At 54.8% G+C, this 20,582-nt stretch carries 18 protein-coding genes and 1 pseudogene; 12 read left to right on the top strand and 7 right to left on the bottom strand.

Translation table 11 applies throughout. The features are described 5' to 3' along the window. Positions 1–16: 16 nt before the first annotated feature. From araH to ABIE29_RS09675, 5 genes are all read left to right on the top strand, one after another. On the top strand, positions 17–1,000 hold the full coding sequence (gene araH, locus ABIE29_RS09695) for an L-arabinose ABC transporter permease AraH (RefSeq protein WP_021178049.1): 984 nt from the start codon (positions 17–19) through the stop codon (positions 998–1,000). Between the two features lie 329 nt (positions 1,001–1,329). Beyond that, entirely contained in the window at positions 1,330–2,247 is a 918-nt protein-coding gene (gene araC, locus ABIE29_RS09690; RefSeq protein ID WP_429618310.1) for an arabinose operon transcriptional regulator AraC, read from the top strand. 270 nt (positions 2,248–2,517) lie between these two features. Further along, entirely contained in the window at positions 2,518–3,558 is a 1,041-nt protein-coding gene (locus ABIE29_RS09685; RefSeq protein WP_429618309.1) for an oxidoreductase, read from the top strand. A gap of 76 nt (positions 3,559–3,634) precedes the next feature. Beyond that, entirely contained in the window at positions 3,635–4,630 is a 996-nt protein-coding gene (locus tag ABIE29_RS09680) for a bile acid:sodium symporter family protein (protein WP_429618307.1), read from the top strand. A 15-nt stretch (positions 4,631–4,645) separates the two neighbouring features. After that, positions 4,646–4,960 (top strand): NIPSNAP family protein, encoded by a 315-nt coding sequence (locus ABIE29_RS09675; RefSeq protein WP_429618306.1) that lies wholly within the window; start codon positions 4,646–4,648, stop codon positions 4,958–4,960. Positions 4,961–5,004: 44 nt separating this feature from the next. Here the strand turns inward: ABIE29_RS09675 and ABIE29_RS09670 are convergent. Continuing rightward, positions 5,005–5,586: pseudogene (locus ABIE29_RS09670) on the bottom strand (LysR substrate-binding domain-containing protein); the annotation flags it as partial. Between the two features lie 50 nt (positions 5,587–5,636). Here ABIE29_RS09670 and ABIE29_RS09665 point away from each other — a divergent pair. Further along, positions 5,637–5,966: an alpha/beta fold hydrolase gene (locus ABIE29_RS09665; RefSeq protein ID WP_429618304.1), complete on the top strand. Its 330-nt coding sequence runs from the start codon at positions 5,637–5,639 to the stop codon at positions 5,964–5,966. A gap of 46 nt (positions 5,967–6,012) precedes the next feature. Here the strand turns inward: ABIE29_RS09665 and add are convergent, their stop codons facing one another. From add to malX, 3 genes are all read right to left on the bottom strand, one after another. Then, positions 6,013–7,011 carry an adenosine deaminase gene (add, locus tag ABIE29_RS09660; protein ID WP_429618302.1) on the bottom strand — a complete coding sequence of 333 codons (999 nt, stop codon included), beginning with the start codon at positions 7,009–7,011 and terminating at the stop codon, positions 6,013–6,015. 172 nt (positions 7,012–7,183) lie between these two features. Then, a complete protein-coding gene (locus ABIE29_RS09655; protein ID WP_429618301.1) occupies positions 7,184–8,365 on the bottom strand; it encodes a MalY/PatB family protein in 1,182 nt (393 codons plus the stop codon). A 45-nt stretch (positions 8,366–8,410) separates the two neighbouring features. Next, a complete protein-coding gene (gene malX / locus ABIE29_RS09650) occupies positions 8,411–9,994 on the bottom strand; it encodes a maltose/glucose-specific PTS transporter subunit IIBC (protein WP_429618299.1) in 1,584 nt (527 codons plus the stop codon). Positions 9,995–10,218: 224 nt separating this feature from the next. On the opposite strand from malX, the gene ABIE29_RS09645 reads away from it, so the two are divergent. Then, positions 10,219–11,250 carry a Mal regulon transcriptional regulator MalI gene (locus ABIE29_RS09645; RefSeq protein ID WP_429618603.1) on the top strand — a complete coding sequence of 344 codons (1,032 nt, stop codon included), beginning with the start codon at positions 10,219–10,221 and terminating at the stop codon, positions 11,248–11,250. 121 nt (positions 11,251–11,371) lie between these two features. Further along, the gene (locus ABIE29_RS09640; protein ID WP_429618297.1) at positions 11,372–12,409 is read left to right on the top strand and encodes an alpha/beta hydrolase family protein; all 1,038 of its coding nucleotides are present in this window, start codon (positions 11,372–11,374) and stop codon (positions 12,407–12,409) included. 87 nt (positions 12,410–12,496) lie between these two features. On the opposite strand, the gene ABIE29_RS09635 is transcribed toward ABIE29_RS09640, so the two are convergent. Further along, positions 12,497–13,414: a LysR substrate-binding domain-containing protein gene (locus tag ABIE29_RS09635; RefSeq protein WP_429618295.1), complete on the bottom strand. Its 918-nt coding sequence runs from the start codon at positions 13,412–13,414 to the stop codon at positions 12,497–12,499. Positions 13,415–13,514: 100 nt separating this feature from the next. Here ABIE29_RS09635 and ABIE29_RS09630 point away from each other — a divergent pair, with 100 nt between their 5' ends. Continuing rightward, the gene (locus tag ABIE29_RS09630; RefSeq protein ID WP_429618293.1) at positions 13,515–14,654 is read left to right on the top strand and encodes a serine hydrolase domain-containing protein; all 1,140 of its coding nucleotides are present in this window, start codon (positions 13,515–13,517) and stop codon (positions 14,652–14,654) included. A gap of 88 nt (positions 14,655–14,742) precedes the next feature. On the opposite strand, the gene ABIE29_RS09625 is transcribed toward ABIE29_RS09630, so the two are convergent. Together ABIE29_RS09625 and manA are read right to left on the bottom strand one after the other, a co-directional pair. Next, positions 14,743–16,302, bottom strand: a complete 1,560-nt coding sequence (locus tag ABIE29_RS09625; protein ID WP_429618292.1) for a YdgA family protein — start codon at positions 16,300–16,302, stop codon at positions 14,743–14,745. A 135-nt stretch (positions 16,303–16,437) separates the two neighbouring features. Next, the gene (gene manA, locus ABIE29_RS09620) at positions 16,438–17,616 is read right to left on the bottom strand and encodes a mannose-6-phosphate isomerase (RefSeq protein WP_429618291.1); all 1,179 of its coding nucleotides are present in this window, start codon (positions 17,614–17,616) and stop codon (positions 16,438–16,440) included. Between the two features lie 203 nt (positions 17,617–17,819). Between manA and fumC the strand changes: the two genes are divergently transcribed. The 3 genes from fumC to ABIE29_RS09605 all read left to right on the top strand — a co-directional run bounded on the left by fumC (position 17,820) and on the right by ABIE29_RS09605 (position 20,499). Next, on the top strand, positions 17,820–19,217 hold the full coding sequence (gene fumC / locus ABIE29_RS09615; protein ID WP_429618290.1) for a class II fumarate hydratase: 1,398 nt from the start codon (positions 17,820–17,822) through the stop codon (positions 19,215–19,217). Positions 19,218–19,358: 141 nt separating this feature from the next. Further along, positions 19,359–20,045: a helix-turn-helix transcriptional regulator gene (locus ABIE29_RS09610; protein ID WP_429618289.1), complete on the top strand. Its 687-nt coding sequence runs from the start codon at positions 19,359–19,361 to the stop codon at positions 20,043–20,045. Positions 20,046–20,127: 82 nt separating this feature from the next. Then, complete coding sequence (locus tag ABIE29_RS09605; RefSeq protein ID WP_429618287.1) at positions 20,128–20,499, top strand: VOC family protein; 372 nt, start codon at positions 20,128–20,130, stop codon at positions 20,497–20,499. The last annotated feature ends 83 nt before the right edge of the window (positions 20,500–20,582 follow it).

Below are 20,582 nucleotides of genomic sequence, written 5' to 3'. Positions count from 1 at the left end.
TGTGAAGGAGCAAGAGATGTCGAGCATGACAACCAATTCTGTGAAAAACCGCGGCGGCCTTGGGTTGGCGCGTATCTGGGACAGCTATGGCATGTTGGTGGTATTCGCCGTGCTGTTTGTCGCCTGCGTCGCGTTTGTGCCGAATTTTGGCAGCTTTATCAATATGAAGGGTCTGGGGCTGGCGATCTCCATGTCCGGCATGGTGGCGTGCGGCATGTTGTTCTGCCTGGCCTCAGGTGATTTTGATCTGTCGGTGGCGTCGGTTATCGCCTGTGCCGGTGTCACCGCTGCGGTGGTCATCAACATGACCGAGAGCCTGTGGATCGGCGTGGCTGCCGGTTTGCTGTTGGGGGTGCTCTCTGGGCTGATCAATGGTTTTGTGATCGCCCGGCTGAAGATTAACGCGCTGATCACCACCTTGGCCACCATGCAGATCTTCCGCGGCCTGGCCTATATCATTTCCGATGGGAAAGCGGTGGGGATCGAAGACGAGCGTTTCTTCGCGCTCGGCTACGCCAACTGGTGGGGGTTGCCTGCACCGATTTGGATCACCATTGGCTGTCTGATCCTGTTTGGTTTTCTGCTCAATAAAACCACTTTTGGCCGCAATACTCTGGCTATCGGGGGCAACGAGGAAGCGGCTCGTCTGGCCGGGGTGCCGGTGGTGCGCACCAAGATCATCATCTTTGTCCTCTCCGGGCTGGTATCAGCCGCTGCGGGAATTATTTTGGCTTCGCGAATGACCAGCGGCCAGCCGATGACTTCAATCGGCTATGAGCTGATCGTGATCTCTGCCTGCGTGCTGGGGGGCGTTTCGCTCAAAGGGGGCATTGGCAAAATTTCCTACGTTATCGCCGGGATCCTGATCCTGGGCACGGTAGAGAACGCCATGAACCTGCTGAATATCTCGCCGTTCTCGCAGTATGTGGTGCGCGGCGTGATCCTGCTGGCCGCGGTGATTTTCGACCGCTACAAGCAACAAGCGAAGAGCAGGGCGTGAAGACCCATCACAATTTTGCTATTGCTATGAGCAGCATTTTGCCGAATGGGTAAACTTGCTATAGGTGGATAGTGTTTTGCCGTTTATTGAGCAATCTCTATTTCCCCCTCACCCCAACCCTCTCCCCAAAGGAGAGGGAGCTGCACGGAGCGCGTGGTTGGCCCGTGCAGCTTCGGTAAGTAGGTAGTAAGAGGAAAGGCAGGTATTACACAGAAAAATCAATGAACTCGATCGGTTCCCTCTCCCTCTGGGAGAGGGTTAGGATGAGGGGAACTGACCACTCATCTTGCCAAGTTTTGGGATAGAGACACGACACTTTTGGAGGCCAGATGTATCATCGCATGGTTCAGGAACCCCAACCGAACCCGTTGTTGCCGGGTTACACCTTTAACGCCTACCTGGTTGCCGGGCTGACGCCGATTATGGCGGACGGGCCGCTGGATTTCTTTATCGATCGCCCCGGCGGCATGAAGGGTTACATCCTCAATCTGACCATTAAAGGCCAGGGCAAGGTGTTTGACGGTGAGGAGACGCTTTACTGTAACCCCGGCGATCTGCTGCTGTTTCCACCCAAGGCGGCGCATAACTATGGCCGATCACCGGATAGTGACTGCTGGTATCACCGCTGGGTTTATTTTCGCCCGCGGGCCTATTGGGCCGACTGGTTGGAATGGCACAGCAAGGCGCATCAGGTGGGGCGTCTGACGTTGCCCAACAACCAGTTGCTGACCGAGTTTGATCGTCTGTTTGCCAACATTGAGCAGACCCAACGCTCCGGCCGCCGTTTTGCCGAAGAGATTGGCATGAACCTGCTGGAACGCTTATTGTTGCGCGCGATGGAGGAAGATCCCCTCAGCCCACAAAAGATTATGGACCCGCGGGTGATTGAGGCCTGCCAGTTTATTACCGGCAATCTGGCAGGAGAGTTGCGTATCGATGAAGTAGCCCGTCACGTTTGTCTTTCGCCTTCGCGGCTGGCGCATCTGTTCCGTGACCAGGTCGGGATAAATATCCTGCGCTGGCGTGAAGATCAGCGGGTGATCCGCGCCAAACTGCTGCTGCAAACCACCCAGGAGTCGATTGCTACTATTGGCCGGGTAGTGGGCTATGACGATCAACTCTATTTTTCCCGAGTGTTTCGCAAGCGGGTTGGCGTCAGCCCCAGCGATTTTCGCCGCCGTAGCCTGGAGATCAACTACCCGGTAAACCATTCCCGGGATCGGCCATTGGTTGCCGCATCCAGTTAATCGGCCTGAGGATACGACCGTTGTTGGGGGCGTCGCATGCTGCGCCCGATTTACCGCATGCCATGCCCACTTAGCCATACTGCCAGTTTGTTATCAATCTGCATTTAGCTCTTGTTCCAGCCCGCATCATGGTGTCAAATCGAATCAATCGCTACTTCATCTTTTTCTCGCGGCAACACTCAGGAGCGGGTTTCTCGCCGCAACTTACAAGGACGTAGCATTTCAACAGCCTGGAATTGATGCATATATCGCCCTGTATGAGGAAACAAGATGTCTGAAACAATCCGCGTTGGTCTGGTGGGCTATGGTTACGCCAGCAAGACCTTTCATGCTCCGCTGATCGCAGGAACCCCTGGCATGGAGTTGGCCGCAGTTTCCAGCAGCGACGCCGGTAAAGTCCACGCCGACTGGCCGATGATGACGGTGGTCAGCGACCCGCAGGCCCTGTTCAACGACCCCTCGATTGACCTGATTGTCATTCCAACGCCGAACGATACCCACTTCCCATTGGCACAACAGGCGATGGCGGCGGGCAAACATGTGGTGGTGGACAAACCGTTTACCGTGACACTGTCACAAGCGCAGCAGTTACAACAGCAGGCAGAGCAGAGTGGACAACTGCTTTCGGTATTCCACAACCGCCGCTGGGACAGCGATTTCCTGACCTTGAAAGCCTTGCTGAAAGATGGCGCTTTAGGGGAAGTGGTCTATTTTGAATCCCATTTCGATCGTTTCCGCCCGGAGGTCCGCCAACGCTGGCGTGAGCAAGGCGGAGCTGGCAGTGGTATCTGGTACGATCTGGGGCCGCATCTGATCGACCAGGCGTTGCAGCTGTTTGGCAAGCCCCAGACGCTGTTTGTCGATCTCGGCGAGCTACGCCCGGGTTCACAATCGGTAGATTATTTCCATGCGGTGCTCAATTACGGTCAGCGGCGTGTGGTGCTGCACGGCACGGTGCTGGCCGCAGCAGAAACTGCACGTTACATTGTGCACGGCACACAGGGCAGCTTTATCAAATATGGTCTGGATCCGCAGGAAGACCGCCTGAAAGCCGGTGAGCGTTTGCCGCAGGCCGACTGGGGTTACGATATGCGCGACGGAGTAGTGACGTTGTCACGTGACGGCATGCTGGCGGAACAGCCGCTGTTGACCATTCCGGGCAATTACCCGGCCTATTACGCCGCCATTCGCGACGCGATTTCCGGTGCCGGTACCAACCCGGTTCCGGCCAGCGAGGCGATACAGGTCATGGAAATGATCGAGCTGGGCATTGAGTCGGCCAAACAGCAAAAAGCGCTGCCGGTCAGTTAATATCAATTATAACAGTAGGGTTCAGAGCGCCCCCTGAACCCTTGGTTACGCATTAAATAGCAAGGAATTGTGCAGGATGTCCTGGTTACAACGTCTACGTATCGACAAGTTTTTACTGGTGCTGCTGATGGTGGTGCTATTGGCCTCCTTGCTACCCTGTGAAGGGATTTGGCAGACCTTCTTCGAACATTTAACCACCGCCGCGATCGCCCTGTTGTTCTTCATGCATGGGGCGAAACTTTCCCGTGAGGCGATAGTTGCCGGCATGAGTCACTGGAAGCTGCATCTGGTGGTGTTTCTCAGTACCTTTGCGCTCTTCCCGCTGATAGGGCTGTCGATGAACCTGCTGGTGCCGGGCTTAATGACGCCCACCGTGTATCTGGGTTTCCTCTATCTGTGTGCTCTGCCTGCCACGGTGCAATCGGCAATTGCTTTCACCTCCGCAGCCGGAGGAAACGTGGCGGCGGCGATCTGCAGCGCTTCGGCATCCAGCATTCTTGGGGTATTCCTGTCTCCACTGTTGGTGGGAGCATTGATGCATACGCAAGGAGGCAATACTGACGTGTTGCATGCCATCGGTGCGATTATTCTGCAACTGATGGTGCCGTTTGTTATTGGCCATCTGGCGCGTCCGCTGATTGGCAAATGGATCGATCGCCATCGCAAACTGATTAACCTCACCGATCGTTCCTCGATCCTGCTGGTGGTTTATACCGCGTTCAGCGCGGCGGTGGTTGAGGGGATTTGGCACACCATAGACGGCTGGTCGCTGCTGACGATCCTGGTGATGTCGCTGGTGCTGTTGGCAGTGGTGCTGATGATCAACACCTATGCTGCACGTTGGCTGGGTTTTGACACTGCCGATGAGATCACTATCGTGTTTTGCGGTTCGAAAAAGAGCCTGGCCAACGGCATTCCGATGGCCAACGTGTTATTTCCGGCCGCAGCCGTTGGCGCGATGGTATTACCCTTGATGATATTCCATCAGGTACAATTGATGGTATGTGCGGTGCTGGCACAGCGCTATGCACGTAAAACAGCCCAGCAGCGCGAAGTTGCCGTAACTAAATAAAAACAGGGATGCAGCATGACCAGAGTTGTCGAGATTTTGCAATACCGTTTACAAGCGGGCAGTGGCGAGCGTTTTCACCACATCATGCAGCATGATAGCGTACCGCTGCATAGCGCCGCAGGGATCACCGTGCTTGAGTACGGTGTTTCGCTTCACGATCCCGATGCCTATTACCTGCTGCGGCGGTTTGACGGCATGGCGGAAATGGAACAGGTATTGCGGGATTTCTACCACAGCCAAGCCTGGTTGGCAGGGCCACGAACGGAGATTGTAGCCCTGATTGAGGAAAGTCACCGGGTGGTGCTGCCCTATCAGCCCTCAAATGTCTAATCAACTTAGGCACTGATGGTATATACATCGGTGCCTGTCGCAATTTATACCAACTGCGCTTCATTGATAATCTCAACTAAAAAATCAGCCACGGCCCGGATACGAGTCGATGCTGTCAAATCGGCATGGCTGACCAACCACAGATCTTCAGCAAATACCTGTTCTGTCGGGATGACCTCAACCATCTCGCTGCTTTGCGAAGCGATAAAACAGGGTAAAACCGCCAGACCTAGATTGGCTTTTACCGCAGCAATCTGTGAAGCGACGCTGGTTATTATCAGTGTGGCAGGGGCATTCGGGTAGGTGCTGATAAGCCACTTTGCTGACGGCAACTGGTTATAAGATCTATCCCAGGTAATAAAACCTCTTCCGTCCAGCGGCAGGTGATCGATTGCTGGATGCTGCCGTAGGTAGGCTTCTGAACCATAGACTGCCGATGCCATTCTGCCCACCCGGCGTATTTTAAGCGAATTCTGTTCCGGGCGTACCAGACGGAGTGCGAGGTCGGCATCGTGGCGAGTGATTGAGACGGTATTGACGCCAGTCAGGATTTCCAGCGTGATATCGGGAAAACGGGCGTTAAAGCGTGACAAGGCCGGAATAATCAGCTGGCTTGCCAGCGTTTCCGCCGTTGCTAACTAGCGCTATTCAGCATCAAATCAATGGCGAAGCGTGGTTGTCGAGTAATCCTGCTGAGGTGATCCACGAAAGGGCCGTGATGCTGGCACACGATCGGGCCGGATTGGTACTGGCTCTTGACGCCGCTGTTATTAGCCGGGGCGATGTGCGGGAATTACTTCCTCAGATTAAGGTACCTACGTTGGTTATCTGTGGTGAACAGGATACGGCAACCCCGGTTGAACTGAGCTGCGAAATAGTGAGCGCTATTGAAAATGCATCGCTGCTGACCTTAGCCGGCGTAGGCCATCACCCGATGATTGAAGTCCCTAAGGAAGTGAAAGAGGCGATTAGCGAGTTCTTACACTTAAATGGTATTAAGTCCTGAGCAACAGGCTCAGTGGCCGATAAGGCCACAGAGCCTGGATATTGCCTTAGCCCAGCACTTTTGCGCGTAGCGCCTGTTTTTCCTGCTCGGTGAGGAAAGCCATCTTCAGGCCATTTTCCTGTGCGGTGCGGATCTCTTGCGGGGTTAATCCGGCCTGCGGCGCTGCCACGCGGTATTCGTGCTCAATCTCGATGCCCTGCACGGCCGGATCGTCGGTATTGATTGAGGCTACCACGCCATGGCGCAGGAAGGTGGCCAGCGGATGTTGTGCCAACGAAGCTACGGTGCTGGTTTGAATATTCGAGGTCAGGCACGATTCAATGCCGATGGCATGCTGCGCCAGGTGATCCATCAGTGCCGGATCTTCTACCGCTTTAACCCCATGGCCGATGCGCTCTGCACCCAACTCACGGATCGCCTGCCAGATACTTTCCGGGCCAGCGGCTTCACCAGCATGAACGGTAATGCGCAGGCCAGCGTCACGGGCACGGTTGAAATGGTTGAGGAACAGGCTGCCAGGGAAGCCCAGCTCATCACCAGCCAGATCCAATGCAGTAATACCATCGCGGTGGGCCAACAAGGCGTCCAGCTCTTGCAGGCAGGCCGCTTCGCCGAAGGTGCGGCTCATAATGCCAATCAGGCGCACGTCAATATCGCGATCGCGACAACCAGAACGAATGCCGTCAATCACCGCTTCCACCACTCCAGCCACCGGTAGCTGGTGCTTCATCGCCATGTAGTATGGGGAGAAACGCAGTTCGGCGTAGTGCAACCCAGCGTTTGCTGCATCTTCCACATTTTCATAGGCAACGCGACGGCAGGCATCCAGATCGCCCAGCACCGCCACACCCCAGTCCAGCTTTTGCAGGAAGCTCATCAAGTCGGGTTCGGTATGGGTGATTTGCACATGGGGAAGCAGGGTAGCCAACTCGTTGGCGGGCAGGGCCAGATTGAACTGACGGCCTAGTTCAAGAATGGTTTGCGCGCGGATGTTGCCGTCCAGATGACGGTGAATATCGGTGAGGGGCAAGCGGGAGTCGATCATGATAGGCACTCATTATTTTTGTTCAGGTAAAGTGCGGAGCAGTATAAAAACAATCTGATGAAAATAGCTATTACGTTGCACAAAAAAGTGACAAAAATCACACTAAGCGACGACAACACCCGCATTTCAGGGCAGTGAAAAATCAGGGGCATTGCGCCCCTGACGATATCGCTTATTTTTCTTGCACAAGAAACTGCAAACCGGCAATCAGTTTATCCATCCCGGCCTCGACCTTGCTGCGTGGGCAGCCGACGTTCAGGCGCAGGAAACCACGGCCCTCTTCGCCGTAGGTAAAGCCAGGCATGATGGCGACTTTCTCACGCTCGATCAGCACCTGCTGCAATTCGCGGTCGTCAATGCCCAACGGACGTATATCGATCCACGCCAGATAGGTGGCCTGCGGTGGCTGCCAGTTTAGCTGCGGCAACGCCCGGTTGAGCCGCTCGGCCACGTAGGTCAGGTTATCCTGCAAATAGTCGCGCAGGGCGTCCAGCCAAGGCTCGCCGTGACGATAGGCGGCAATATGGGCTGCAACCGCCAGCACCGCCGGTGAAGATAATCCATCGCGGCTTTTTAGCGCCTGAACGTAGCTATCACGCGCGCTATCATCGCTGATAATGCCATAGGCACCGGTGAGCGCCGGAATGTTGAAGGTTTTAGAGCCGGAGGTCAGCAATGCCCAAGGAGTGGTGGCCACCTGGCTCCATGGCGTATGACGATGTTCCCCCCAAACCATATCCATATGGATCTCATCGCTGATCACCTTTACGTCATGGCGTTCGCACAGCTCTGCCATCTGCTCCAGCTCTTGCTGTGTCCACACCTTGCCGGTGGGGTTGTGCGGGCTGCACAACAGCAGGATCTTGGTTTGTGGCCGCGCTAGCAGGGCTTCCAAATGGGCCATATCGCATTGCCAATCGTTATCCACTTTGTGCAGCGGGCAAGGCAACACCTGGCGCTGATTACCCAGGATCACCTTATAGAATGCATCATAGGCTGGCGTATGGGTGACCACATATTCCCCCGGTGCCGACCAGATACGCACCAACTGTGCCACCATGTATATCACCGAAGGGCCATAGACCGCCTTGCTTGTATCGATGGGGGCATTGAAGCGTTGTTGATACCAATGCCGCACCGCACCAAGAAAGTCTTCATGCTGCCAACGGCTGTAGCCCAACACGCCGTGTTGCAGGCGCTGTTGCAGGGCTGCAAGAATGCAGGGGGCGGTGGCGAAATCCATATCGGAGATGGTGAAAGGCAGTAAATCTGCGGTGCCAAACCGATCGGCGATGTAGTCCCACTGGGTGCACCAGGTACCGTGACGATCTACCGGGGTAGAAAAATCAAACATGTGAAACTCCGAACGAGGGCGCAGCAGGCTGCGCCCGGGGGAAGGTTATGCGTTGGTCATCAGTGATTCTAACTCATCTTTCACCGATTGCACCTGCGGGCCGATCACCACCTGCAGGTTGTGATCGTTAAGATGTACCACGCCAATAGCCCGGTTGGCTTTCAGCACCGCATCATCCACCTTGCTCATATCGTTAACCGACATCCGCAGGCGGGTGATGCAGTTATCCAGCGACACGATATTTTCTTTACCGCCTAACGCAGCCAGGATAGCCGGCACGTTATAACCGGATTTACCCACGGCACCGACAGGAGCGCTCTGTGTCGCGGTAGTTTCAGTCTCACGGCCCGGCGTTTTAATGTTCCAGCGCTGAATGGCGAAGCGGAAGATCGCATAGTAGGCAACGAACCAGATGGCGGCCACCAATGGCACCAGATACCACTTGGTGGCGGTGCCGTGCAGGATGCCAAACACCACGAAGTCGATAATATTACCATCGGTGTTGCCGATGGTAACGCCCAGCAAGGCCATCACGGTGAAGCCCAGACCGGTCAGGATTGCGTGGATCAGGTACAGGAACGGAGCTACAAACAGGAACAGGAATTCGATCGGTTCGGTAGTCCCGCCGACCACGCAGGCCACCACGCCGGAAATCAACAGCCCTTTGATCTTGTGACGGTTCTCCGGTTTGGCACAGTGGTACATGGCTAACGCCGCACCCGGCAGGCCGCCGAGGAAGGCAGGCATTTTACCCTGTGACAGGAAGCGGGTAGCGCTTTCGGCAAAGCCGTGGGTAGTTGGGCAAGAGAGCTGTGCCTGGAAGATGGTCAATGCACCGCTGACTTCACGGCCACAAACGTCCAACGTACCGCCCGCTTCGGTAAAGCGGATCAACGCTACCAGAATGTGGTGCAGACCGAACGGCAGCAGCAGACGCTCGCCGGAACCGAAAATCATCGGCCCAAACATGCCTGCGCCGTTAATCATACGACCCAACCCGTTAATACCGGCAGCGAACCAAGGCCAGATCAGCGGGATAATCAGGCCGCACAGGCCCAGTACCACGGTGGTGACGATAGGGACAAAACGAGTACCGCCGAAGAACGCCAGCGCATCCGGCAGACGGATGGTGTTGAAACGCTCGTGCAGCAGATAAACGATGATCCCGACGATCACCGCACCGAGGATACCGGTATCGATAGACTGAATGCCCAGGATGTTCTGGATGTTATTGGCTTTCAGCACCAATGGATCGACGGTAGGCAGCACGCCTGACGTGGTCAGGTAGAAGTTGGTCGCCAGGTTCAGCACGGCAAAGCCGACAAAGCCAGAGAAGGCGGCCACGCCTTTGTTCTCACGTGCCATGCCCAGAGGAATGGCAATGGCGAACATCACCGGCAGGAAGCTGAAGGCAAAGGAGCCGATCTTGCTCATCCAGGTGAACAGCAGTTGGAAAGCCGGATGGCCAATGAAAGGCAGCAGGGTGATCACGTCACGGCTGCTTAGTGAGCTACCGATCCCCAGCATGATGCCGCAGAAGGAAAGCAGTGCGACGGGCAGCATAAATGTTTTGCCCAGGCTTTGGAAAAACTCCCAAAGCGTAATTTTTTGTTTTTTAGACGCTGGCATAACCGACGACTCCTGGCGAAAAAGCATGCAATGTTGTGTATACCCGATTAGGTAAAAATAAGATAAAACGTTTTACCTAGTAAAAATGCGTCCATAATCACAATTATGAACGGTGCTTTGCGGTGACAATACCCATGTGGGTAAATCGTTTTACTGCATTGAGAGATTCGGTATACCATGGGTTGTCAGGGTGAAAGTCGCCCTGGTAGGGCATTGCAGAGGTTATCACCATCAAAAAGATCACTATCACTGACGTCGCGCAGTTGGCAGGCGTATCCGTGACCACCGTTTCCCTGGTGCTGAGCGGTAAAGGGCGTATTTCTCCCACCACCATGACCCGTGTGAATCAGGCGATCGAGCAGCTTGGCTATGTTCGCAACCGTCAGGCCGCTACGCTGCGCGGTGGCGAATCGGGAGTGGTAGGGCTGATCCTGCGTGATATCTGTGAACCGTTTTATGCCGAGATGACCGCCGGTGTGAGTGAAGTACTGGAAGCCAACGGCAAAGTGCTGTTTCTGACCCAAAGTGGGCGCGAAGGCAAAGGGCTGATGCGCTGTTTTGATATGCTGCTGGAGCACGGCGTTGATGGCATGGTGCTCGCGGGTGGGGTACGTACCGCGAAAGGGCTGAAAGAGAAAGCCGAATCTCAGGGGGTGCCGCTGGTGTGTGCCGCGCGCTCCAATGGTCTGGAAGGTGTGGACGTGGTGCGGCCAGATAATATGCAGGCCGCGAAAATGGCCACCGAATTTCTGATCAAACGGGGTCATAGCCAGATCGCCTACCTCGGTGGGCAAAGCGATTCACTCACCCGAGCCGAACGCCTGGGGGGGTTCTGTGCCACCCTGGTGCAATACGGCCTGCCATTCCGCTCCGAGTGGATCGTCGAATGCGATTGTCATCAACGGGCGGCGGCTGAAGCTGCCGAAAATCTGTTGCGTCAGTATCCCAATATCAGTGCGTTGGTGTGCCATAAGGCCTCGGTGGCGTTGGGTGCCTATTTTGGTATCGTGCGCAGTGGCCGTAGTATTGGCTCGGAAGGGATGGACAGTTTTTATGGTCAACAGGTGGCGCTGATCGGTTTTGGCGATGTACCGGAGGCCGAACTGACCGAACCCCCGCTGACCTTTATCTCCAGCTCGGCTCGTGAAGTTGGGCGCAGTGCTGCTCTGCGGCTGTTGCAACGAATTGGCGATGATTCATTGGCACCGCAGAATGTGATCCTGTCCCCAGAGCTGATCAAGCGCGGTTCGGCCTGATCCGCGCTAAATCTCCAATCTTGCCGTTGTTCCAAATAGTATAAATTCTTAGGTGTCTCTAAACAGCCTTGTTCTGATGCCGATTAAATTAAAGCGAAATTTTTGATATAACCGATACGGCATGACATTTAATTTTGGCGCTGCTATGAACAAATATGGGATGTTTGGTTTATGCATGGTGAGCTTTCTTGTCGTTTTTTCGTTCATTCGGTTATCTGAATTTGAACTTGCCGATAATGGACACCAACGAATAATCAGATTTGAGCATCATCAGAGCCTTCTGGAAGGCACATTAATCCTCCCTCCGGGGAAGATATCGCCACCGCTTGTCCTGTTGGTCCATGGCGATGGTGCTCAAGACCGCTGGTCTGCAGGCGGCTATATTCCGCTGGTTAACTTCCTGGTTTCCAGAGGAATAGCGGTATATTCATGGGATAAACCCGGCGTTGGGGCAAGTAGTGGTAACTGGCTGGCACAAAGCATGTCAGATCGTGCAGAGGAAGCGGCATCTGCTCTGAGAAAACTGAAACAGGAACCGGAGCTTAACCATAGTGATATCGGTTTTCTTGGCTTTTCTCAGGCAGGTTGGGTCGTTCCAAACGCCAGCCAACAGGTAAAAACCGACTTTGTTATTCTGGTAGGCGCTGCGATAAATTGGCGAACTCAAGGGATTTATTATATGGGGCAACGTCTGAAATCGGAGGGCCTGTCAGCCGAAAATATCGTGAAAGCGAAACAACGCGAAGCAACCGCTTTTGACTGGCAGTTTACGGAAGAGGCAGCCGCATCTCCCTGTTCGTCAGGTTGTACCCGGCAGGACTTTGAGCGTCGAAACTCACATGCTGATGCAAGGAAAGATATTTCAGCGATGCAAACGCCGGTAATGATCTTGATGGGGGAGGATGATCGGAATGTCGATCCTCACGAAACGATCTCTGTCTGGAGCGAAGATCTACCGGCCAAAACACCTCGCTGCATCAGACTGGTCGCTGATTCTACCCATGGGCTTTTACGAAGCGAATGGTTTGACTACCAGCTATCCTCTCAGTGGCCTTGGTGGAAGCAAGGGGGATTTCTGTTGGCCGGACAACAGGCTTACTCGCCGGGTTCCCTAAGTGCTATTTCTTCCTGGGTACTTAATCAGCAATGTCATAAGTGAACCGCATTCTGATACCACACTGAAAGCAAGAAATGAAAAAATTCTACCCGACTTCCCCAACATCTCAGGTGTTCAATACCCAGCAGTTCAAGCGCGGATCGGCCTGATCTGCTGCTCGCGTTTTTCCCGCATAAAATCGATAAAGGCGCGCAGCTTGAGCGGCATATGGCGGCCTGCAGGAAAATAGATAAAGAACCCCGGCGCGACGTTGCTAAAATCCTGCAGAACCTCTCGCAATTGCCCACTGCGCAACTCTTGGTGTACGGTAGCCCGAAAGCGTTGGGTGAGTCCTAATCCCGCTATCGCTGCGTCTTTAAGCAGCTGGTTTTCATTGAAGATCAGCCGCCCGTTGACCTCCAGTGTCACATGCTCAGTGCCGTTGTTGAAATACCAGGGCTCCAGTTTGCTACTGCCGGGGAAACGGTAGCGCATGCAGTCATGCTGCTGTAACTCCTGTAGCGTTTTGGGTTGACCATGTTGTGCCAGATAGTCCGGAGAAGCCACAATCACATGTTGTTGGCCGTGGTCGATAGGGACGGCCAGCATGTCTTTTTGCAACATCCGCTGCATGCGGATGCCCGCATCAAAATTATCCAGCACCAGATCGGCAAAACGATCGTCGGTAAACAACTCCAACTTAAGCTCAGGATAGCGCGTGTGGAATTCCGGCAGATAGGGCATGACCAGCATTGACGCGGCCAACTGCGGCAAGGTAATACGTAATAAACCGCTTGGCTCACCACGTTGGCTGCTGGCATTTTCTGCCGCGATCTCAATCTGGCCCATCGCTGGGGCGATTTTTTCATAAAATGCCAGACCTTCATCGCTTAGCTTGACTGACCGGCTGGTGCGGTTGAACAGGCGGACTCCCAGATGGGCCTCTAGCGCGCGGATATTTTGTGAAACCGCGGGCGGTGTGACGCCCAGATGATTGGCCGCCTGGGTAAAGCTGCCCAATTTGGCGACGGCGTCGAAAAACGGCAGTAATTGCAGCAGTGAGCTCATCTATCGATAATCCCGACTTAATGATTCATTAAATTTTAGCCTATTTTATTTAATGATGAAAACCGTAGACTGGCCTGATTACCTAAAGAGGATCACTGTTATGGCTCAGGCATTGACACAACGGATAGAGGCAGTCAATCAACAGGCGATCGCCGAAGGGCGGATCGTAGGTAGCGTAGTGCTGGTGGCTCAACAGGGGACGGTGATTTACGCCGGTGCCAGTGGTTATGCCGATCGCGAGCAGCGGCAACCCATGCAACGTAACAGCCAATTCCGTCTGTCTTCGGTCTCTAAACCCCATGTCACGCTGGCAGCGATGCGCATGATAGAGCAGCAATTGCTGAGTCTGGATGATACCGTTAGCCGTTGGCTACCATGGTTTACCCCTGCGTTGCCCGATGGACGGCGGCCAGCGATCGCTATTCGCCATCTGTTAACCCACACCGCCGGGCTTGATTACCGTTTCAAACAGCCAGAGGGGGGGATCTACCAGCGGTTGGGGATCCACGACGGCATGGAAAAGTCCTCGTTAACGCTGGAGCAAAACCTGCGTCGGTTGGCGCAGGCGCCGTTACAGGCAGAGCCTGGGAGCGAATTCAGTTACTCGCTGGCGATCGACGTATTGGGTGCGGTGCTGGAGCAGGTGACGGGTATGCCTTTACCGCAGTTGTTCGAGCGTTGGGTGGGACAACCGCTAGGGCTGGGGAATAGCGGTTTTTATACGTTGAACGCCGATAAGCTGGCTACGGCTTATTATAATGCCGGACCGCAACCGGCAGCGATGTACGACGGTTTTCTGCTGAGGCTTCCTGAGGAGTTTGGTTTTGACGTGGAGTTTGCGCCTTCGCGAGCGCTTGACCGCCACGCTTATCCTTCGGCTGGCGCGGGAATGGTTGGCGACGCCGACGATGTGCTGCGCCTGGTGGAGACGCTGCGTAATGGTAGCGACGGAGTTTTGCAGCCAGAAACCGCCGCATTGATGCGTCAACCCCATGTAGCAGCGCAGGCAGAAATTCAGGGGCCGGGTTGGGGCTTTGGTTTTGGTGGCGCGGTGCTGGTGGATGCCGCATTGGCAGCAACGCCGCAGAATAATGGCACTATGCAGTGGGGCGGCGTGTATGGGCACAGCTGGTTTTACGATCCGGTCGCGCAGTTGAGCGTGGTCGCGTTGACCAACACCGCGATTGAGGGAATGAGTGGCTTATATCCCGTGCAGATACGCGATGCGGTCTATGGCTAGAGCAATAATCGACGAGGTTTAATAAAAGGTGGAGTTTATTGCAGCGGGAAGGTGAACAGGGGCCTGGCATTGCCAAGCCCCTGTAGTATTACTGACCTTGAATCATCGGCTGCTCAGGTGCCGGAGCGGCATCCTGCTGATCGGGTTCAGGCGCACTATCTTCTTCTGGTGCGGAACCACCGCCCAGCATTCCGAACATGCCCACGAACTCCGGCAGCGACATTTTGCTGCCGTTGAGCTCAATCTGGTTATCGGCATACTTGAAGCTGCTGCCAATCACGTTATCTTTCAGCGTGGTGATCTTGAACATCTCGCCCATTGCTGCCAGGTTTTTTACCTGCTGTTCGGACTGCTGCTGCGCTTGTTGTGCACTGGCACCTTGCAACTGTGCCGCCTGAGACATGGTTTCTTGCGCCATGGCGACCGGAATAGTCAACTGGGCGTCGATTTTCTTGACCGAACGGGCAAGCTGCTGATCCGGTGATTCGGCCGCAGCGCCAGCCTGTGCGGGATCCAGCAGATCGAGGTTAAGGGTAAAGGTGCTTTCACCTTTGGCATTTTTCCAGCTCAGCGGTGCAATGCTGATGGTTGGGTTGCCTTTCAGCAACAGCGGCAGGTTCTGCACCAGCATCTCAGCCGTCTGCTGCTGGTAGGCTTCTGGCGACAGCGTTTCGGCCTGTTGCAACAAGGTCATGGCCTGCTGGTTGTAACGATCGGCAAACTCTTTCAGCCCTTTACCATCCAGGTTGTCGATTTTCAGCAGCAGTTTACCCGCGCCAAAATCGGTGCCCTGAATTTTCAATGCTGCCATGGTGTAATCCAACTGGCCTGCGAGGCTGTTGCCTTTCTCGCCGAACTGGCTGGCCAGGTTGAAACCTTCCATCGTCATGGCGTCTTTACCGTCTACAGCCACGGTCAGTTGCTTCATGCCAAGCGCTTGCTCACCCAGGCTTAGACTGTATTGGCCCAGATGCGTGTTGCTTTTGAGCGTCAGCCCTTGCATCGTCATCTGCTCGTTCTGGCCGGACTGATTCGGGCCACCGATCACGAGGCTGTCACTGCTGGCGTCCAGGATAGCGCTTTGCATGTCCTTGCCGATATCCGCGTCGATTTTTGCACCGCTGAATTTCAGTGAGGACTTGTCTTTCTGATATTCCACCGGGATCACATCGATGGACGTAGAGGTATCACCGCTGTATGAAATGCGTGAATCGGCGCTGAACAGCGACTTACCTTTGGTGATATCAAACAGCGTTTTGACTTTCGGGGTGTTTTCCAGCTCGGTATGTACCGAGGCCATGCTTGGGATCAGGTTGAACTTTTTCAACTGGGCCAGCGGGAATGGGCCGTGATCGACGGTTTCAATGAAGGCCACTTCTTCGCCGGACTTCAGCAGGGCATCGTCGGTGGTGATGCTGCCATCGGCACGCAGCACATAGCGGATCTGGCTACTGAACAGCCCACGTTGATAGTTTTCATAGCTCAGTTTGACTCCAGCCTTTGGCAGCATGGTTTTCAGCTGGCTATTGGCGGTGTCAACCATTTCCCCCATCCGTTGCTCGATAAGCTTGCCGGTGTACCAAGAGGCTCCAGTCCATGCTGCGCCGAGCACCACAATGATGCTGACAGCGACTAACGATTTTTTCATTGTTCTGTTCTTCCTTTGTTAAGCCGGTAGAGGGCAGGGCAACCAATTTGGGCCTGCAAAAAACGCCCGCAGGCGTTTTATTGTGTAGGTAAACTAATCATCTTAGCAACTTATTTACCTCTATTTTACCGCCAATTAGGACAACTGATTATAAACGCGGGCAAGACGGCCGCTCCCGGTGACGTTAACCGGGGATTCAAAGGCGGCAATAAAGCAGGAATCACCTGGCTGCAAGATGACCTGTTGGCCCTGTTTCTCCAATCTGGCTTCACCTTCTATACAGAACACGATCGCCGCGCTGTTTTGCGCCAATGGCTGCGGTGTGTCATCGAGATCGTGTAACGAGAAGGCAAAGTCCTCAACGGGGATCGGGAAGAACAGCTCTTTGCCTCGTTGCTCTGGCTGAGTCAGCAGGCCAGACGCCGGTTGAGGGCGGAACTGCAGATTGGCCAGCAACTCAGGGATATCGATGAATTTTGGCGTCAGGCCCGCGCGCAGCACGTTATCCGAGTTTGCCATCACTTCCAGCGCGACGCCGTTCAGATAGGCATGTGGGGTCTCGGCGTACAGGAACATGGCTTCGCCCGGTGCCAGTTTGACCACGTTCAACAGCAGCGGAGAGAACAGGCCGCTGTCGTCGGCATAGAAACGAGCGATAAAGCGGATGGTGTCCCAAGGCTCACCCTGCTGGTTGTTCAAGGCGGCTTTCAGCACGCCAAGCGCCAGCGTTTTTTGCTCACCGCTCATCCCCAGCAGGCTGGCAAACAGGGTCGCCAGGTGGGCGGCATCCGGCTGTTGCAGGAAGGCGGCGATATCGTGATGTGCGCCGGAAAGTGGTTGTAACAGCGCAACGATATCGTCCAGTTCGCGGAAGCCATTCATCGCCAGGAACGGCGTCAGGGCAAACACCAGCTCCGGTTTGTGATTCGGATCCTTATAGTTGCGCTCTGCGGCATCAAACGGAATACCGGCGGCATTTTCTTTGGCAAAGCCTACCTCTGCGGCGGCCTTGCTTGGGTGGACCTGGATAGAAAGCGGTTGGTCGGCACACAGCACTTTAAACAGGAACGGCAGTTCACCAAAGCGTTGTGCCACTTCAGCACCCAGCAGTTTAGGCTGATCGGTATCAATTACTTCACGCAGAGAACGCAGGTTTCCCAGCCGATCGGCTACCTGTGAACTGCTTTTAGGGTGTGCCCCCATCCACAGTTCGGCCATTGGCTTACCTGTCGGGTTTTTAATGCCATACAGCTTGGTTAACGCATCAACGCTGCCCCAAGCGTAGTTTTGGATGGCATTAGTCATTTTTTGCATGATCGTATCCTGCTTTCTCAAAAAAATTGCGCTAAGTAAACAATGCAGCGCAGGCGCATGCAAGCCAAGATGGCTAAAAATGCGCTTTGCTGCGGCGGTTAATGCGAATGGTTATTATCTGTCTATACTAAGGTGGCTCGCCAACGGGTTACGGCCCGTGGGCATTACCCATTACTTTTAGGAATTGTGCTAAGGAGACCGTGATGGCAGGCGTTCGCATCGAAAAAGACTCAATGGGCCCCATCGAAGTACCCGCCGACCAACTATGGGGCGCGCAGACTCAGCGCTCGTTGGAACATTTCCGTATCTCATCAGAAAAAATGCCTCCGGCGCTGATCCATGCGCTGGCGATGACCAAGCGTGCGGCAGCCAGCGTTAATATGGATCTGGGATTACTGCCCGCAGAGCGGGGCAAGGCGATTATCCAGGCTGCCGATGAAGTGCTGGCAGATAAGCACCCCAATGAATTCCCATTGTCGATCTGGCAAACCGGTTCCGGTACCCAGACCAATATGAACATGAACGAAGTGCTGGCTAACCGTGCCAGCGAGTTGTTGGGGGGCGAACGCGGTGAAGCTCGGCGGGTCCACCCCAACGACGACGTCAACAAAAGCCAGAGCTCCAACGACGTTTTTCCTACCGCAATGCATGTAGCAGCGGTGATCGCGGTGCGCGAGCATCTGATCCCTGAGCTGAAGGCGCTGCACCGCACGCTGCATGCCAAGGCGGACGCTTTCCACGATATCGTTAAAATCGGCCGCACCCATCTGCAAGATGCTACGCCGCTGACGCTGGGCCAGGAAATCTCCGGCTGGGCGGCGATGTTGGAATATAACCTCAAGCATATCGAGGCCAGCATACCGCATCTCAGTGAGTTGGCCTTGGGCGGCACGGCTGTGGGGACTGGGCTGAATACTCATCCCGAATACGCGGTGCGGGTGGCGAAGGCTTTGGCAGAGCTGACCGGGCAGCCTTTTGTCACCGCGCCGAACAAGTTCGAAGCCCTGGCAACCTGCGATGCGCTGGTGCATGGCCACGGTGCCTTGAAGGGATTGGCCGCCTCGTTGATGAAGATCGCCAACGATGTGCGCTGGCTGGCCTCTGGCCCACGCTGTGGCATCGGTGAGATCGCGATCCCTGAAAATGAACCGGGCAGCTCAATCATGCCGGGGAAGGTCAACCCAACGCAGTGTGAAGCCATGACCATGCTCTGTGCGCAGGTGATGGGCAACGACGTGGCGGTGAACATTGGCGGTGCGTCCGGTAACTTTGAACTGAACGTATTCCGCCCGATGGTGATCCACAACTATCTGCAATCTATTCGTTTGCTGGCAGACGGCATGAGCGGCTTCAATGAGCACTGCGCGGTGGGGATTGAACCGAACCGCGAACGTATCGGCCAGTTGCTTAACGAATCGCTGATGTTGGTTACCGCCTTGAATACCCATATCGGTTATGACAAGGCGGCGGAAATCGCCAAACAGGCCCATAAGGAAGGATTGACCCTGAAAGCCTCGGCGCTGAAGTTGGGCTATCTGACCGAGCAGCAGTTTGACCAGTGGGTACGACCAGAGGAGATGGTCGGCAGTATGAAGAAATAAGACCAAGAAAACCTCAGGCGTACCAGGCTGCGCCTGAGATCTGTCTGCGCAGTAAGAATTTGCAAGATGCCAATTTTCCATGGCGTCGGTGTATAATCCCTTCTCATGTTTGTAGCGATGTTATTCAACAACGAGTAACCCATGTCCCGCACTCAACGCCTGCTCGATCTGATGCAGATCCTGCGCCGCCATCGTTACCCGGTCGCCGGGCATTCCCTGGCCGCAGAGCTGGGGATCAGTATGCGCACCTTGTACCGCGATATCGCCACCTTGCAGCAGCAGGGGGCCGATATTGTTGGTGAAGTGGGGATCGGTTATGTATTACGGCCGGGATTTATGCTGCCGCCGCTGATGTTCTCGCAAACTGAGATCGAAGCGCTGGTTCTGGGTATGCGCTGGGTGGAGCGCCGGGGTGACAGCCAGCTTGCCGGGGCGGCGACCAATGCGTTGGCAAAAATTGCCGCCGTGTTGCCTGCGGAACTGCGTGAAGAGCTGGATGCCAATACGTTGCTGATCGGCCCGGTGCCTACAGCCTATGTGACGGATGAGACCCTGGTGACGATCCGTGAAGCCATCCGGTTGGAGCGTAAGATCAAGGTGGAGTATCGGGATTATGCCGGTAATGGCAGTGAGCGGATCTTGTGGCCGTTTGCCATGGGCTACTTTGAACAGGTGCAGATCCTGATGGCCTGGTGTGAATTGCGTGGCTCGATACGCCATTTCCGCCTTGACCGTATTGGCCGGTTAACGCCGCTGGAGCTACGTTACCCGCGTGGCCGCCGGGCATTGATGAAGCTGTGGCGGGAAAGTGAGGGCATTGCCCAATGATCCTGCTGCCATAAACTGACAGTAGGGTGGACTAGAGTAACGTTATCAGGAGCCAGCCGGTTCCCATTCAGAGGATAATGTTATGACAGCCCCAAGCATGACCATGATTTATGTCGATTGCCCAGAAACAAGCGCCGAATTTTATCGCCAATTGTTAGGTGCCGACCCCGTCGAATTGTCTCCCACCTTTGCCTTATTTATCTTGAATAACGGTTTCAAACTGGGCATGTGGTCAAAACATACCGTGGAGCCTGCGCCAGCAGCGGCCGGCGGCGGCACAGAAATCTGCTTTATGTTCGAACAACCGCAACAGGTCGATGCGCTCTATCAACAGTGGCGGGATAAAGGATTAACTATTGTGCAATCTCCGGTCGAGCTGGACTTCGGCTACACCTTTGTTGCGGCCGATCTTGATGGCCATCGGCTGCGTGTTTACAAGCTTAACGACGAGTAACTTCTTTCACTGCTCGATTGTCATGTAGGGGCACAGCATGCTGTGCCCGTTCACGTTGCTATTGCCATATCGGCTATGTCCAT

The organism is Serratia sp. 2723 (assembly GCF_050434425.1).
Classification (GTDB): Bacteria; Pseudomonadota; Gammaproteobacteria; order Enterobacterales; family Enterobacteriaceae; genus Chania.
Note: the sequence above shows the minus strand (reverse complement) of the source record. Positions and strands in the feature narration are given on the sequence as shown.